At 58.4% G+C, this 16,585-nt stretch carries 15 protein-coding genes; 14 read left to right on the top strand and 1 reads right to left on the bottom strand.

Annotated features, from left to right (window positions below):
- Positions 1-2 precede the first annotated feature (2 nt).
- Positions 3-2,123 carry a TonB-dependent receptor gene (locus ACYX4K_RS11980; RefSeq protein ID WP_475091896.1) on the bottom strand — a complete coding sequence of 707 codons (2,121 nt, stop codon included), beginning with the start codon at positions 2,121-2,123 and terminating at the stop codon, positions 3-5.
- Positions 2,124-2,283: 160 nt separating this feature from the next.
- Here ACYX4K_RS11980 and xseB point away from each other — a divergent pair, with 160 nt between their 5' ends.
- From xseB to ACYX4K_RS12050, 14 genes are all read left to right on the top strand, one after another.
- Positions 2,284-2,541, top strand: a complete 258-nt coding sequence (xseB, locus tag ACYX4K_RS11985) for an exodeoxyribonuclease VII small subunit (RefSeq protein ID WP_475091895.1) — start codon at positions 2,284-2,286, stop codon at positions 2,539-2,541.
- A 30-nt stretch (positions 2,542-2,571) separates the two neighbouring features.
- The gene (locus tag ACYX4K_RS11990; RefSeq protein WP_475093923.1) at positions 2,572-3,474 is read left to right on the top strand and encodes a polyprenyl synthetase family protein; all 903 of its coding nucleotides are present in this window, start codon (positions 2,572-2,574) and stop codon (positions 3,472-3,474) included.
- 363 nt (positions 3,475-3,837) lie between these two features.
- On the top strand, positions 3,838-4,293 hold the full coding sequence (locus tag ACYX4K_RS11995) for a hypothetical protein (RefSeq protein ID WP_475091894.1): 456 nt from the start codon (positions 3,838-3,840) through the stop codon (positions 4,291-4,293).
- An 83-nt stretch (positions 4,294-4,376) separates the two neighbouring features.
- A complete protein-coding gene (locus tag ACYX4K_RS12000; RefSeq protein WP_475091893.1) occupies positions 4,377-4,880 on the top strand; it encodes a Na+/H+ antiporter subunit E in 504 nt (167 codons plus the stop codon).
- A 15-nt stretch (positions 4,881-4,895) separates the two neighbouring features.
- Positions 4,896-5,180 (top strand): MrpF/PhaF family protein, encoded by a 285-nt coding sequence (locus ACYX4K_RS12005; protein WP_475091892.1) that lies wholly within the window; start codon positions 4,896-4,898, stop codon positions 5,178-5,180.
- Positions 5,173-5,571 (top strand): monovalent cation/H(+) antiporter subunit G, encoded by a 399-nt coding sequence (gene mnhG / locus ACYX4K_RS12010; protein WP_475091891.1) that lies wholly within the window; start codon positions 5,173-5,175, stop codon positions 5,569-5,571. The genes ACYX4K_RS12005 and mnhG overlap by 8 nt, the downstream gene beginning before the upstream one ends.
- A 98-nt stretch (positions 5,572-5,669) precedes the next feature.
- The gene (locus ACYX4K_RS12015; RefSeq protein ID WP_475091890.1) at positions 5,670-6,761 is read left to right on the top strand and encodes a DUF4040 domain-containing protein; all 1,092 of its coding nucleotides are present in this window, start codon (positions 5,670-5,672) and stop codon (positions 6,759-6,761) included.
- A gap of 1 nt (position 6,762) precedes the next feature.
- Positions 6,763-7,161 (top strand): cation:proton antiporter subunit C, encoded by a 399-nt coding sequence (locus ACYX4K_RS12020; RefSeq protein WP_475091889.1) that lies wholly within the window; start codon positions 6,763-6,765, stop codon positions 7,159-7,161.
- A gap of 3 nt (positions 7,162-7,164) precedes the next feature.
- Positions 7,165-8,652: a monovalent cation/H+ antiporter subunit D family protein gene (locus ACYX4K_RS12025; protein WP_475091888.1), complete on the top strand. Its 1,488-nt coding sequence runs from the start codon at positions 7,165-7,167 to the stop codon at positions 8,650-8,652.
- Entirely contained in the window at positions 8,649-10,130 is a 1,482-nt protein-coding gene (locus tag ACYX4K_RS12030; protein ID WP_475091887.1) for a proton-conducting transporter transmembrane domain-containing protein, read from the top strand. Before ACYX4K_RS12025 ends, ACYX4K_RS12030 begins: the two co-directional genes overlap by 4 nt.
- A 1-nt stretch (position 10,131) precedes the next feature.
- Positions 10,132-10,470, top strand: coding sequence for a hypothetical protein (locus ACYX4K_RS12035; protein WP_475091886.1), 339 nt, complete (start codon positions 10,132-10,134; stop codon positions 10,468-10,470).
- Positions 10,463-12,166 carry a Na(+)/H(+) antiporter subunit D gene (locus tag ACYX4K_RS12040; protein ID WP_475091885.1) on the top strand — a complete coding sequence of 568 codons (1,704 nt, stop codon included), beginning with the start codon at positions 10,463-10,465 and terminating at the stop codon, positions 12,164-12,166. Before ACYX4K_RS12035 ends, ACYX4K_RS12040 begins: the two co-directional genes overlap by 8 nt.
- Before the next feature lie 186 nt (positions 12,167-12,352).
- On the top strand, positions 12,353-14,269 hold the full coding sequence (gene dxs / locus ACYX4K_RS12045; protein ID WP_475091884.1) for a 1-deoxy-D-xylulose-5-phosphate synthase: 1,917 nt from the start codon (positions 12,353-12,355) through the stop codon (positions 14,267-14,269).
- Positions 14,270-14,637: 368 nt separating this feature from the next.
- A complete protein-coding gene (locus ACYX4K_RS12050) occupies positions 14,638-16,521 on the top strand; it encodes a DUF885 domain-containing protein (protein WP_475091883.1) in 1,884 nt (627 codons plus the stop codon).
- Positions 16,522-16,585 lie beyond the last annotated feature (64 nt).

Below are 16,585 nucleotides of genomic sequence, written 5' to 3' on the forward strand. Positions count from 1 at the left end.
AATCAGAAGCGATAGCGCACACCGGCAAACAGCGAGCGCGGCAGTCCCGGGCGGTAGCTCAGGTCTTCATCGCCCACCTGGTTGGAGGTGTAGGTGGAGTAGCGCTCGTCGGTAATATTCGACAGGCGCGCGTAGACAGACAGGTCTTCACCCACGTCGTGGGTGGCGCGCAGGTTGAACAGCTCGTGGCCGGCGTATTGCTGGGTGTTGGTCTCGTCGGTGTAGTAGTCCCCCATATGCGACCACTCCAGTTCCATGCGCAGGCCGGTGAGCCACTCGGGCGTATAGGCCAGAGTGACGTTGGCGAGGGATTCCGGTGCGCGGCTGATATCGTTACCGGCGAAATTCAGGTTTTCGCTGACCATGCAGAAACAGCTGGGATCAAACCGGCTGAATACATAGGAATAGTCCTCGTACTGCTGGCGCATGGCCGCGTAGGAAACCCCCAGCTGCCACTCCTGCCCCACCGGTGCCTGTACGGAAACCTCCACCCCCTGGTGGCTGGTCTCACCGGCGTTGGTGGTCTTGCGATCATTGCCCTCGATGTAACTGACAATGTCGTTTTCGGTGGTCATGTCATACACCGCTACCTCGTAATTCACCCGCTCCGCGACAATGCCGCGCAGGCCGATTTCCTGGCTCACGCTGGTCACCGGTTCCAGCTCGGTGGTGCCCTCGGAGGAACCCGGGCGGAACAGTGTGCCTACGGTGGGCGCGCGGAAGGCGTGGCGATAGCTGGCGTAGAGCTGGTGGCTGTCGCTGAGTTTGTACACCGCCCCCAGTTTGGGGCTCAGGTTGTCGTAATCCCGGGACTGGGATGCGGGACGGAAGTGCGACGGGTCCGTATTCGGCGTACCCAGCTGGTCCTCGTAGTCCACCTCGAACACGTCGTAGCGCAGGCCGGCACTCAACAGCCAGTTTGCGCTGGGGGCGAATTCCGCGTGTACATACGGGGAAACGGAGGTCTGCTCCGCTTCAAAGTGGTAGGTCAGCTCGCCGGTGCGCGCGTAATCCACAAAGTACTCACCGTCCTGTGTGACGGTGATGCGCTCCTCGCGGTATTCCGACGGGGTGTAGTCGGCGTCGACACCGACAATCACTTCACCGCCGTCGAAGTCCCGGCGGTACTTCAGCAGTAGGCCGTAGGAGCTGAATTCGGTATCGCGGATATTCGGGTCGTAGGTCACCATCCAGCTGGGCATCATCGCTGAGGTGTTGTGGCGTACAAACGGGGTGGCGGTAATCAGGCTCTTCTCGTCGGGGGTGTAGGAAAGCTCGGAAGACAGGCGGAAGGCCTCGATATCCCGGCCGCCGATATCCCCGTGATACAGGTTCTTCTGCACATTATTGCGGTAGTCCTCTTCTTCAAGACCGGACACACCGCTCTGGTCGATGGTGGAGTAAGACAACACCGTCTTGCTGTCCCAGCCCTCGGCAAACTGGCTGTCCAGGCGGCCGCTCATGGAGGTGCGGGTGTAGTCGGCCTCCTCACGGAAACCTTCGCTGGCGGTGCTGTTCAGGTCCAGGCGAAAGGCGCTGCTCTCCCCCAGCTTGTTGCCGCCGGAGATCAGCGCGCGCTGCCAGCCGTCCGCACCCAGTTCGCCATTGAGGGAAAATTCGGCAGCGTCCGGTGCCGCCTTGGTGACCGCATTGATCACCCCGCCGATAGCATCGCTGCCGTATAGCGCCGACGCGGGGCCCTTGGTGACCTCCAGCTGCGCGCTCTGGGGCACATTGATCTCGTACAGGCCGTTGTGGTTGAAGAAGCCGGTGGGACGGGTGGGAATGCCATCTTCCAGAAACAGGTAGACCCCGGCGGTGGAGATGGGCTGGCGGATCGAGGTCATATGCCCTTCCCCGCCCAGGTTATTCACATGCACCCCGGCCACGCGGTTGAGGGCGTCCGCGGGATGCGCCGGGGCGATATGCTCCAGCGCCTCTTCGCTGATCACACCGACGGATTCCGCCAGCTCCGAGCGAGTCTTGGCCTCGCGCGTGGCGGTGACAATGACCTGCTCGAGAGCATTATCGGGCAGCGGGGCAGTCTCTGCGGCAGCGAGGGTTGCGGGAATCAGTGCGATCAGGGCGAGCGGACGCAGTGTAAATGGGGCAGTGCGGGACACGGTAACTTCCTTGTTCGGCGTTTTTGTCAACAGATGAATCCTACCGAAAAAGCCCGCTGCGCAAGTGCGCCATATTGTCGCAGGTGGGCGTCCCGTTGACCCCTTTTCCGCTTGCGGCTAAGGTTGCCCGCACCCGCAAGCCCTATCAGAGATTTTCCCCATGCCCGCAAAGAAGAAAGCCGCAACATTTGAGAGCGCACTGGAAGAGCTGGAACAGCTGGTGGAGCGACTGGAAAGTGGCGATCTGCCCCTGGACGAGGCGCTTGCGGACTTTGAGCGCGGGGTGAAACTGACCCGCGAGTGCCAGCAGAAACTGGCCAGCGCCGAGCAGAAGGTCAAGGTACTGATGGAAGAAAACGGCAAGGTGCAGGAACTGCCCTTTGACGCCGCCGACGAATTCTCCGGAGACGCGGAGTAAGTGAGCAGTTCCTCCCCGGTTTCCACCCCTGTGCCCGCCAAACTCAAAGCCTTCCTGCAGTCCTCCAGCCTGCAGGTCGAGCAGACCCTGAAGGCCGCCCTAGCCGACCGGAGCGACGCCGAATCCCTGTTTGCCGCTATGCAATACGCGGCACTCGGCCCCGGCAAACGCTTGCGCCCGGCATTGGTGTACGCCTCCGCATTGGCACTGGGCGGCGAAACCGCCGCGAAAGATTGCCACGAAGCTGCCGCCGCTCTCGAGTGTGTACACGCCTACTCTCTGGTCCACGACGATCTCCCGGCCATGGACGACGACGACCTGCGCCGCGGCCGCCCCACCTGCCATATCCAATTTGACGAGGCCACCGCAATCCTCGCCGGTGATGCACTGCAGTGCCAGGCATTCGAGCTATTGGTGAACTCGGCGCTGCCGGCGGAACTGAAGGTAAAGGTGATTGGCGAGCTGGCCCATGCCTCGGGAGCCCGCGGCATGGTGGCCGGTCAGGCGATTGATCTGGCGGCAGTGGATCACACCCTCTCTCTTGAGCAACTCAAAGAAATGCACCGCCTGAAAACCGGCGCACTGATTGTCGCCAGCGCGCGTATCGGCGCCCTGATCGGCGGAGCCAACGAGATACAACTGGCCGCCACTACCCGCTACGCCGAAGCGATCGGCCTGGCATTTCAGGTGCAGGATGACATTCTCGATGTGACCGCCGATACCGAAGTCCTGGGTAAAACCCAGGGCGCAGATGCGGCGCGCAACAAACCCACCTACGTGTCGCTGCTCGGGCTGGATGGTGCGCAGGCCAAGGCAGAGGAACTGCATCGGGAAGCCAGTCAGGCCTTGCAGGAAATCTCCACTGGCGCCGAAAACGTCAACCTTAATATTCTCCAGCAGCTCGCGGATTACATTGTTAAGCGGGATCACTGATCGGCCTGACCGAAAACGTCCCGCAGCCCCTTCGCCTTCCCACCTTAAAATGCTCTACCGCGACCGGTTTTCTACAACTGGCTCGCGGCCTGTGACTTTTTAACGAAAAGTTGTGAAATATTGTGCGCCACGGGCGCTCAAGATCTCTATAACAGCGCTAAAAAATATCAATATAGAAAAATAGACCAGAAAAAATCCTATCTCTGGCACCCGAGCTTATTTGACGAAACCCGCAAACTCTGCAAGATTTACCACAGGCTGTGCAGTTTTCAGACTGCGTACACTTCGCAAAATTAACAAAGGGAGGGTTCGCAGACCGGCGCAGCCTTAAAAAAACATAAATAAAAATAATAGGTGACGAGTATGAAGCGAAAACTGCATGCAGTGATTGCCCCCGCGGCCGTCGCCGCATTGACAATTGGCCTGACAAACGGTGTACTTGCACAACCTCTCACGGCAACGGAGCTGATAGAGGCTTGCAAAAGCCATCAGGTTGACCAGCAAAGCGCCCAAGCCACCAGCTGCCGGGCATTTATCCACGGCTACCTGTCTGCCAGCAAAGATATTGTTGCCGCAGACGAGCGCCCTTCCGAATTTGTCGCACGCGCCATTCGCACGCGTGCCAGCCGCCTCTCCGACGACGCGGCCCAACGGCTCAGCAGCCGCTACTGTCTGCCAGAGGCAGCAACGCTCGACACCCTGATTGGCAAAGTCTCAGAACTTTCACAGCCCTTTGCCGAAGAGGCAACGGCGGAATCCGCAATGCTGACAGTTTTTGAAAATCACTATCGCTGTAAAAAAGATGTACCGAGCCCCTGATGTAGTTTCGTTGTCCCACTTGGCCAGCGCTCACCACATCGGACTTATTCGCACTCTAATATGGTTTTTGTAGTAGATTATTCATGCGTTATACCCTGTGCCTTTTTGCCGTTCTCGCATTTATATGGCTAAGTAACTCCGGGCAATACACTGCTCTGATTCTCACTTTTGGCTTAGCCTCCACGGTCTTTGTAATCCTCATTGCCCGGCGCATGAAAGTGGTGGATGGAGAATCCCTGCCTCTGCAATTATGGGCAACATTACCCGGTTACTATCTGTGGCTACTGCGCAAAATCATCGCCAGTAACCTGGAGGTGGCCGCCTGTGTGTGGGGCGGTATCCTTTCCCGACGCACGACCATCTCCCCCTGCAGTGAACGCATCCCCGTCGACCTGCCATCCGATCTCGGTCGAGTCCTCTATGCCAATTCCATTACCCTGACCCCGGGTACAGTCGCAGTGGACGTCGATAGTGACTCGGTGCTGGTACATGCCCTTCGCCGCAGCGGCCTGGATGACCTCAAGAGGGGCGAGCTGGAGCGGCGGGTTGCGGCTCTCACCGACAACACACCCGTTACCGAACGCTGACAGGGCAGATTAATAATGCTGAACGCTACATTGATTGCCCTGCTCGTCGTTATGACGCTTGCGCTGATACGCGCGATAAAGGGGCCGACGATTCACGATCGCATTCTCGCAGTGAATATGTTCGGCACAAAAACCGTACTGTTGATTGCGGTTATCTGCTTTACGTTTGGCGAACCCGAATATCTCGATATTGCCATCGTCTACGCGCTCATCAACTTTGTGAGTGTAATCGGGGTGTTGCGGTATTTTGAGTTCCGCACCCGCAATGGTACCGGCGCGCCGGAGGTGTCCGGTGATTGAAACAGTACAATCTTTTGCCAGTGGCACCCTGCTTTTACTGGGCTGTTTTTTCATGTTGACCGGCGCAGTGGGCGTGCTGCGCTTCCCCGATTTCTACTCTCGCATGCACGCGGCGGGCATTACCGACACCCTCGCCACCTTACTGATTATCAGTGGCCTGATGCTCACCGCCGGCTGGAGTCTTGCGCTTTTTAAACTGGCGCTGATCATGCTGTTTATTTTCTTTACCAGCCCCACCGCCAGCCACGCACTCGCGCGCTCGGCGCAACTCAGCGCACTGCGCCTGCCGCAGATTGCGCCAGAGCCAACACCGACAGAAATGACGAACTCACAACCTGTGGATACTTCGCCAGACGCCGAGCCTGAAGCCGCCGACAGCACCCGCGTCTGAGCGTCACATATATCACGCAACCGGGGCCAATTTCGGGAATTGACAACCGCAATGATGACAACAAAAACAATACCGGCAGCCATCGAGGGTCGATACCGATGAACCTGCTACTTGATATCGCGCTACTGGCCCTGTTGCTGGTCACCGCCATTTCCATCGCCTGGATCAAAGACCTGTTTGCCGCAGCCATGCTGGCGGGCATTTACGGTCTGCTATCGGCGGGCTTTTTCATGACCATGGGCGCGGTGGATGTCGCATTTACCGAAGCGGCCGTGGGTGCCGGAATTTCACCGCTACTGATCTTGCTGACACTCGCACTTTGTGGCCGCTACCAGCGCGCAGACCGTAATCGCGCGCGACTCGCCATTGCACTTGTGGCCACCGTGGGCGCACTGCTGGTTACCGCTACCGTCGACATGCCGTCCTTCGGTGATGCGAACGCACCAGCACAGGTGCATGTGGCACCGCACTATATCCAGGAATCCATGAGTGAAATCGGTATCCCCAATATCGTCACATCGGTATTGGCCAGTTACCGGGGCTTCGATACCTTTGGCGAGGTGGTGGTGATCTTTACCGCCGGACTCGGGGTACTGTCACTGCTGATGACCAATGCCGCTCAACCGTTGCGGATTATGCAGCCTTCACCGGTACAGCAAGCATCGCGGGATATCGTTCTGCGGGTTGTTGCCAAGGTGTTGATTGCGCCGATCATGCTCTACGCACTGTACGTGCAATTCCATGGTGAGTACGGCCCCGGTGGCGGCTTTCAGGCAGGGGTGATCTTTGCGGTGGGATTTATTCTCTACAGCATGGTGTTTGGCCTGGACGCAGTGCGCAAGGTCGCCAGCCACGAGCTGGTCCAGCTATTGTCGGCAATGGGTGTTCTGATTTTTGGCTGCACAGGACTGTTGAGTCTCGCCAGTGGAAAAAATTTTCTGGATTACAGCGCTCTGGCCGAGGACCCGGTTACCGGGCAACACATCGGCATTATCGCCATAGAAATCGGCGTCGGTGTCACCGTCGCCTCGGTGATGATCATGATTTCCTATCTGTTCTCCGCGCAGCTGCGCGACCGGGAGGCAGAACTCGCGATCAAGGGCACACCGCCCTTTGCCGACGATACCGCCGACGGTGAGGTCAGTCGCGGTCTGTCCCCACTACAAACACTGGAACGGGGGGCCGGTTAGGATGTTATTGGCATCGCACTACAACTACTGGATCGTCATTGCGTTAATGATGATCGGCCTGTACATAGTGATCGCCCAGGGCAACCTGGTGAAGAAGATCATCGGATTGAATATTTTTCAGACCTCCGTTTTCATTTTTTATATCAGTGTGGGCAAAGTGGATGGTGGCAGTGCGCCCATTCTGCATGAGGGCGACACTCTCTATTCCAACCCGCTGCCCCATGTGCTGATCCTTACCGCGATTGTTGTGGGAATTGCGACCACCGCACTGGCTCTGGCGCTGACCATTCGCATTAAACACGCCTATGTCTCCATAGAAGAACGGGACATTCAGGCTGCGGAAGCGCAGCAGGAGCGCACCCCGTCACAACCCCAGCCCGCTGTGGACAAGGAGCCGTAGACCATGCTGTCGCACCTCCCTATTTTGCAGGTCATTCTGCCGCTGATGGCGGCCCCCTCCTGCCTGCTGATTCGTAAGACCACCCTGGTGTGGCTGTTTACCCTCGCGGTCAGTGTGGCTGCACTGGTAGTCAGCATTCTGCTGTTGCAGCAGGTTTATGCCGCAGGCCCCATCACCTATGAACTGGGCGGCTGGAAAGCGCCCTGGGGAATCGAATACCGTATCGACCTCCTTAACGCCTGGGTACTGTTTATCGTTTCCGCGCTCAGCAGCGTGGTGTTGCTTGCCGCCAACACCAGTGTCCAGAAGGAGCTGGAGCCCAATCGTCAGACCGTTTTCTATACCCTTTATCTGCTGTGCTTTGCCGGCCTGCTGGGTATCGTCGCCACCGGCGACGCGTTCAATGTATTCGTATTTCTGGAAATTTCCTCTCTCTCCACCTACGCACTGATCGCGCTCGGCAAGGATCGCCGTGCACTGTGGGCAGCGTTCCAGTACCTGATTATGGGCACCATCGGTGCCACCTTTATCCTGATCGGTATCGGCTTCCTGTACATGATGACCGGCACATTGAATATGGCGGATCTGGCCGCGCGCATACCGCCGCTCGGTGAATCCACCACGGTGCTCGCGGCCTTTGCGTTTATTTTTGTGGGCATCTGTCTCAAGCTGGCGCTGTTCCCGCTGCACCTGTGGCTGCCGAACGCCTACAGCTGTGCACCATCGATCGTCACCGCGTTTCTCGCCGCCACCGCTACCAAGGTCGCGCTATATCTGTTACTGCGCTTTACATTTACCGTGTTCGGCGTGGACTTCTCCCTGTCGCATCTACCGCTGGATATTCTGTTGATCGGTCTCGGCTTGGTAGGTGTATTTGCCGCATCCATCGTTGCCATCTACCAGGCCAATATCAAACGTATGCTGGCGTTTTCCAGTGTGGCGCAGATTGGCTATATGGTGGTGGGGATCGGCATTGGCACCGCCACCGCACTGCAGGCCACGCTGATGCACCTGTTCAACCACGCGTTGATGAAGGGCGGCCTGTTCCTGGCGCTGGCTGGACTGGTTTATCAGATGGGCGGCTGCCGTATCGAGCACTTCCGCGGTCTCGGCCGCACCATGCCCTGGACTATGGCCGCCATTGTGGTGGGTGGCATCAGCCTGATCGGCATGCCGCTGACCGTGGGCTTTGTCAGCAAGTGGTACCTGATTGCCGCCGCCATGGAGCAGCAGCTCTGGTGGGTGGCGGTGCTGGTGGTGCTCGGTTCGCTGCTAGCGGTGGCCTATATCTGGAAGCTAGTGGAAGCGGCCTATTTCCAAGCGCCGGAAAGTGAATCTGGTGCGGCGAGTAAACGCGAAGCACCGCTGGGTATCCTGCTACCCGCCTGGCTGCTGATCGCCGCGAATATATATTTCGGGATTGATACCCGCCTGCCGGTAGAAGTGACTGCCGCAGCCTCGCAATTCCTGCTCGGAGGCGCTGCGCAATGAATGAATCCAGTCTGTTGCAACTGACACTGTTGATTCCGCTACTGGCACTGGTGGGCATTCAGCTCGCTGCCCGCTGGGAAAATGTCCGCGAAGCAGTCTCGCTGATTGCCGCCAGCGCGCTGTTTTTTACCGTCACCCAACTCTATCAACCCATGCTGAATGGCGATGTGATCGCTGCGCACTGGCTGGAAATTTTGCCGGGGCTGGCACTGGCCTTTCGGGTAGAACCTCTCGGATTGATGTTTGCCCTGGTGGCGAGCTTCCTGTGGATTATCACCACGCTCTATGCTATCGGCTATATGCGCGGCCACGGCGAGCAAAACCAGACGCGGTTTTACAGTCTGTTCGCGGTTTCCATTGGCGCGGTCATGGGCATCGCCTTTGCGGAAAACCTGTTTACCCTGTTTATCTTTTACGAAGTACTGACACTTTGTACTTACCCGCTGGTCACCCACGCGGGTACCGACAAGGCCCGCGCCGGTGGACGGATTTATCTCGGAATTCTGCTGGGCACTTCGGTGGGCTTTTTCCTGCTCGCGATCATTGCCACCTGGCTGCTCGCCGGTACGCTTTCGTTCCAACAGGGCGGCGTTTTCTCGCCGGGTACTTCTCTCGCGCTTTTGTCCGTTCTGCTGGGGCTGTTTGTGTTCGGCGTGGGCAAGGCGGCGATCATGCCCTTCCACCGCTGGCTGCCCGCAGCCATGGTGGCGCCGACACCGGTCAGCGCATTATTGCACGCGGTAGCCGTGGTAAAGGCCGGTGTGTTTGTACTGCTGAAAATCTGCCTGCTGATATTTGGAATCGAGACCCTGCAGGCGATCCCGGCGACCGAGTGGCTGTTGTACCTGGCAGGCGTTTCGATTCTGCTCGCATCTATCATTGCCCTGCGCCAACAGAACCTGAAAAAACGCCTGGCCTATTCCACCGTAAGCCAGCTGGGCTATATCACTCTGGGCGCCCTGCTCGCCACCAGCGCGGGCATGACCGGCAGCGCACTGCACATCGTGATGCACGCCTTTGGCAAGATCACCCTGTTCTTTTGTGCGGGCGCGATCCTTGTGGCCGCACACAAAACCGAAGTCAATCAATTGCGCGGCCTCGGCCGACAGATGCCGGTCACCATGACCGCGTTTCTGGTAGCAAGCCTGTGCATCATCGGCATCCCGCCTACCGGCGGCACCTGGAGCAAGTGGTATCTGATGCTGGGGACATTTGAGGCCGAGCAGTGGGTTTTGATGGGGCTGCTGATGCTCAGCTCACTGCTGAGCATCGCCTATCTGCTGCCAATTCCGCTGCGCGCGTTCTTTTCCAATAACGATCGGGATGGGATAACTGCTGACGGGCACGCGGCTGGAGCTACCGTCATCAGGGAAGCTCCCCTGCCATCCCTGATTGCCCTCGGCATCACCGCGGCGGGCTGTATTTACCTTTTACTGTTTCCCGATGCGTTCTATGTGCTGATCAAGGCTGGAATCTGATATGAACAGTGATAAACAGGATTTCTTCGACAGCCCCAAAAACATCCGCAATATGCTGCGGGTGTTTTACGCAATCTGTGCGCTGTTATTTGCGGCGGATTTTGTCATTCATCGCCACACGGAATTCCGCTGGGAAGGATTGCCCGGCTTTTACCCGGTATACGGATTTGTAGGCTGTGTGATTCTGGTGTTTGCGGCCAAATGGATGCGCACCTTCCTGATGCGACCGGAAGACTATTACGATAAGCGGGAGCTGGCCGACTTCAATGCCGTCGATAGCGGCGAACCTACGGAAGAAGATCCCACCATTTACTTGAACGGAGAGCGCGATCATGTATGAAGTTGCGCCGTTTATTCCGTTTTTTGTCGCCGCGGCACTGGGCCTGTTTTTGCGCGGCTGGGTGCGGGCACTACTGTTTATCGCGGTACCGATTCTCGGCCTCGCCAACTTATGGCAGCTGGGCGCCGGCGGTTCCGGAGTTGAATTCGGCCACTACGCCATTCTCGATTTCAACCTGCTGTTGTTCAAAGCGGACAAGCTGAGCCTGCTATTCGGCTACCTCTTCCATATTGCCGCACTGATCTCGGTGATTTACGCCCTGCATGTGCGCGATACCCTGCAACAGGTCGCCAGTATGCTCTATGCAGGCAGTGCTCTGGGCGCGGTGTTTGCCGGGGATCTGCTCACCCTGTTTATTTTCTGGGAACTGCTGGCACTGACCTCGGTATTCCTGGTGTGGGCGCGCCGCAGCGGCCGCGCCTATGTGGCGGGGCTGCGCTATTTCACCCTGCATATTCTTTCCGGGCTGTTGCTGCTCGGCGGGATCATCTTCTACGGCCAGACCCACGGTACCCTCGAATTCGGCCAGATCGGCCTCGATGACAACGCCTACAGCTGGATGATCTTCCTCGCCTTCGGTATCAAGTGCGCCTTCCCGTTTTTCCACAACTGGCTCACCGATGCCTATCCGGAGTCCACGCCCACCGGCACCGTGTTTCTCAGCGCGTTTACCACCAAAGTCGCCGTTTATGCTCTGGCGCGGGCCTACCCGGGCACCGAACTGCTGGTGTATATCGGCGCTACCATGGCCTGCTTCCCGATCTTTTACGCGGTCATCGAAAACGATCTGCGCCGGGTACTGGCTTACAGCCTGATCAACCAGCTGGGCTTTATGGTGGTGGGGATTGGCATCGGCACCTCACTCGCTATCAACGGCGCTGTGGCCCACGCGTTTAACGATGTGATCTTCAAAGGGCTGCTGTTTATGTCCATGGGCGCGGTGCTGCACGTGACCGGCAAGATCAACGGCTCGGAACTGGGCGGGCTCTACAAGAAAATGCCCAAGACCACGGTGCTGTGTATCGTCGGCGCTGCGTCCATTTCAGCCTTCCCGCTGTTCAGTGGATTTGTCAGCAAGTCCATGGTGATGAGTGCGGCGATCAAGAATGGCTACGACTGGGTCTGGCTGATCCTGCTGTTCGCCTCCGCGGGTGTGTTCCACCACGCGGGCATCAAGATCCCCTACTTTGCCTTCTTCGCCCACGACGCCAAGCTGCCGGCCCGCGAGCCGCCGGTGAATATGCTGATCGCCATGACGATCGCCGCAGCGCTGTGCCTGACCATCGGCATCTATCCACAGGCGCTGTACAGCCTGCTGCCTTACCAGATGTCTTACACACCCTACGACGTGACCCATGTGCTGACCCAGCTGCAACTGCTGTTCTTCTCAGCCCTTGCGTTCGTATGGTTGAACCTGCGCCACCTGTACCCGCCGGAACTGCCCTCGGTGAACCTCGATGCGGAGTGGATCTACCGCCGGCTGGTACCGGACGCCATGCGCGCCCTGTTCAACCGCCTGTTTGCCCTGGACAGCCGCCTGCGCCAGGCGGCGGTTTCCGGCGTTGAACGGCTGGTGGAGGGCGTTGCCAGCCACCACCGCGCCGAAGGCGTCATGGCCCGCAACTGGCTCACCGGCAGTATGGTGGCCGGTGTGGTCCTGCTGCTGGGGATCTACCTGGTACTGGGCTGGCTCTGACCGCAATTACTGACCGGGGAGCCGCCCTGCCGCGCGGGATGCAATATCCCTTCGGGGGGCATACAATTCGCTTCTTATATCAGTTGCAATTGATACCTTGGGCCGCCGCCCGCCACTCTGTGGATAACTCTATGGTTAGTGCCATGGAAAGTGCGGCGCCCCGAGCTGCCCGATTCAGGACCCTTGATGTTCGACGAGATTCCCCGCCAGCGCCCGACTACGCCGCTCCTCGACCAGATCGATGACCCGGCCCAACTGCGCGCCCTGTCGGAAAAACAGTTGCCGGAACTGGCAACCGAGCTGCGTGAATACCTGCTCTACTGCGTGGGCCAGACCGGCGGTCACTTTGGTGCCGGTCTGGGCGTGGTAGAGCTCACCATTGCCCTGCACTACATCTACAACACCCCGGAAGACCGCCTGGTGTGGGATGTAGGCCACCAGACCTACCCGCACAAGATCCTTACCGGCCGCCGCGAGCAGATGCTCAGTATGCGCCAGCAGGGCGGCCTTTCCGGCTTCCCCAAACGCAGCGAAAGCCCTTACGACACCTTCGGTGTGGGTCATTCCAGCACCTCCATCAGTGCCGCCCTGGGTATGGCCCTGGGCTCCCCGGATGAGCGCAAGGTGGTGGCCGTTATCGGCGATGGCGCCATGACCGCCGGTATGGCCTTCGAGGCCCTGAACCACGCGGCCCACACCGGCAAAGACATGCTGGTGGTGTTGAACGACAACCGCATGTCCATCTCCAAGAACGTGGGCGGCCTCGCCACCTACTTCGCGCGGATTCTGGCCAGCAAGACCTACCTGAATATGCGCGAGGGCAGCCGCAAGATCCTGTCGGCCATTCCCAAGGCCTGGCAGCTGGCGCGCCGCACCGAAGAGCACGTGAAGGGCATGATTACCCCCGGCACTCTGTTCGAGGAGCTGGGCTTCAATTACGTAGGCCCCCTCGACGGCCACAATATGCAGGACCTGGTGCACACCCTGCGCAACCTGCGCAATCAGCGCGGCCCGCAGCTGTTGCATATCGTCACCACCAAGGGCAAGGGCTTTGGCCCGGCGGAAGAAGACCCGGTGGGTTACCACGCGCTCAATAAACTCGAGCCCGAACCCAAGGTTCAGGTTGCAGTTCCGGAGCTGAAAAAGAAATCACCAAAGTATCAGGATATTTTCGGCCAGTGGCTGTGCGACACCGCCGAGCAGGATGAAAAGCTGATCGGTATCACCCCGGCCATGTGCGAAGGCTCCGGCATGGTGGAATTCGCCGAGCGCTTCCCAGAGCGCTACCACGACGTCGCCATCGCCGAGCAGCACGCGGTCACCCTCGCCGCTGGCCTCGCCTGCGAAGACCAGAAGCCGGTGGTCGCGATCTACTCCACCTTCCTGCAGCGCGGTTACGACCAGCTGGTGCACGACGTGGCCATCCAGAACCTGGATGTCACCTTCGCCATCGACCGCGCCGGCCTCGTCGGCGAAGACGGCCCCACCCACGCGGGCAGCTTCGATCTGACCTTTATGCGCTGCCTGCCCAATATGATCATCGCCGCCCCCAGCGACGAAAACGAGTGCCGCCAGCTGCTCTACACCGCTTACCAGCACCAGGGCCCCTCTGCGGTACGCTACCCGCGCGGCACTGGCCCGGGTGTGGAAATCGAAAAAACAATGACGGAGCTGCCGGTCGGCAAGGGTCGGGTGATTCAGGAAGGCAAAAACGTTGCGATCCTGAGTTTCGGCACCCTGTTGACGCCGGCTCGTGAAGCGGCGGAAAAACTCGGCGCGACGCTGGTTGATATGCGCTGGGTAAAACCCCTGGACGAAGAGTTGATCGACCGTCTGGCCGACAGCCACGAGCTGCTGGTCACATTGGAAGAAAACACGGTTGCCGGCGGTGCTGGCAGTGCGGTTTCAGAATACCTGAACCAGCGTATCGTTCCGGTACCGCTGTTGCAGCTGGGCTTGCCTGACAAAATTATCGAACACGGCAAGCACCCCAAACTGCTCGCAGAAATCGGCCTTGATGCCTCTGGTATCGAAGAACAAATCCGCGAACGCCAATCGCAAATGCACCAGGCCCAATCAAACGGGCAAGCTGCAGCAATATAACGCTAACAACGTACAACAGTAAAAATCGAAAGCCGGGTACCGGGTACGGGTTTTCAGGAGCGTCGGCGATAGGACGTCGCCGCCGCAGCGCCCAGGGATGGGTTCACAGGGGGGCGCCTAGCGCGGTCCTGAAAACCCGTACCCGGTATCCGGCCGCCACTGCGCTTCCAGCAGAGCGCCGAACAAATACCAGTGGCGGCGGATCACAGGGTGGTGCATTTGGAAACCGCTGTGAATACATCCCTGTACGCTCCGTCGCAAACGTCCCTGTTTGCGACGGTTTCCAAATGCACCACCCTGCGCTCCGCCTTCACGTCAGCCTTAAGCGCTTCGAACACACAACATATAATTCAGAGACAGGAAGTACGATGTCCTTTACCAATTCCGTTAAGCAAGTCCTGAACGCCAAACGCCTCGGGTTATCCATTGCCATAATGGCTGCCAGCCTGAATGTACAGGCCATGGATCATAGAGCTTTCGACAACGCCATGGATGAAATTCCGAAAAGTGGTGCCAGTGACAAACTAAAAGCACTGCAAGATCTTCGCTACCGCTGGATTATGGAAAGCTACCCCGAAGCCGCCACTTATGAAGGCTATCCCGGCGTAGAACAGAACTGGACCGATCAATCCATCAAAGGCATCGAACGTCGCAAAGGCCAGACCCGCGAACTGCTCGCTGCCAGCCGTCACCTCGACGAAGACAAACTCAGCGACAGCGAGAAGCTCGACTACCAGCTGATGTATCAGGACCTGCTGCTGCAGGTACGCGGATACCAGTTCCCCGAGCACCTGATGCCCGTCAATCACATGAGCGGCATCCAGCGCAGAGTACCCGCGGTGCTGAACGCCATGCCCAAACGTACCGCTGCCGATTACGAAGATATTCTCGCGCGCCTGGACAAATTGCCGGGACTGATTGAACAAACCAAAATTCTGCTGGAAAAAGGGCTGGAGCAAAACCTGACTCCGCCGCAAATTACCCTGCGCGACCTTCCCGGTCAGATTCGCGCACTGATTCCATCCGACCCGAAGCAGAGCCCTCTACTGAAGGCATTTTATGAAATGCCCGCAAGCATTCCCGCGGCGCAGCAAAACAGACTGCGCACCCGTGCGCTGAGCATTTATCAGAAATCCCTGGTGCAGAACTGGCAGCGCCTCGCGGAGTATGTGGAGCGCGACTACATTCCCAACGCGAATACCGAAACTGCATTCACCAGAAACGATGATGGTATTCGCTGGTATGCCTACAAGGTGCGCGAAGAAACCACGACTGACTTGAGTCCGGAAGAAATCCACCGCATTGGTCTGGCAGAGGTGCGCCGGATTCGCAATGAAATGGATGCGATCATCAAGAAAACCGGCTTTAACGGTGACTTCAAGGCGTTTACGAATTTCCTGCGCAACGACCCGCAGTTCTACTATGAGAGCAAAGAAGACCTGTTAAAGAATTACCGGGATATCGCCAAGCGCATCGACGGTGAACTGCCGGCACTGTTCGGCACTCTGCCGCGCCTGCCCTACGGTATCAAGCCGATTCCAAGTTACTCAGAAAAATCCCAGACTACCGCTTATTATCAGCCGGGCTCCATGGAGTCCGGCCGTGCGGGCGTCTTCTTCGCCAACACCTACAACCTGAAAAGCCGCCCGACCTGGGAAATGGAAGCGCTGACGGTGCACGAGGCCATGCCGGGGCACCACCTGCAGATTGCGCTGGCCCAGGAGCAGAAGGATATTCATCCGCTGCGCCGCACAAAAATGTACACAGGCTTTGTGGAAGGCTGGGGCCTCTACTCCGAGAGCCTGGGATACGACCTGGGCCTGTACAAGGATCCCTACAACGAATTCGGCGCACTCACCTACGATATGTGGCGCGCGGTGCGATTGGTGGTAGACACCGGGATGCATCAGTTGGGCTGGAGCCGGGACGAGGCGATTCAGTATTTTATGAATAACAGCGCAAAACCCGAGCACGACATCGTAGTGGAAATCGACCGCTATCTGGTGTGGCCGGGTCAGGCGCTGGCCTACAAGGTCGGCCAGCTGAAGATCAAGGAAATCCGTGCGCGCGCAGAAGAAGCTCTCGACAGTAACTTTGATATCCGCCAGTTCCACGATGCGCTACTGGGCGCCGGTGCGCTGCCATTGACCGTGCTGGAGAACCGTATGAACGGCTGGATCGAATCCCAGGGTGGCGAGATCAGCAGTATCAAGCCAGTCTCGAATGCGGGAGGCCAGGCGGCGCTGAACTGATATTTCCTTTTCGACAGTTAAAAAATAAGGGCCGCAAATGCGGCCCTTATTTTTTTTGAAGTCC

The sequence above is a fragment of the Microbulbifer sp. ABF4_107 genome (genome assembly GCF_056312215.1).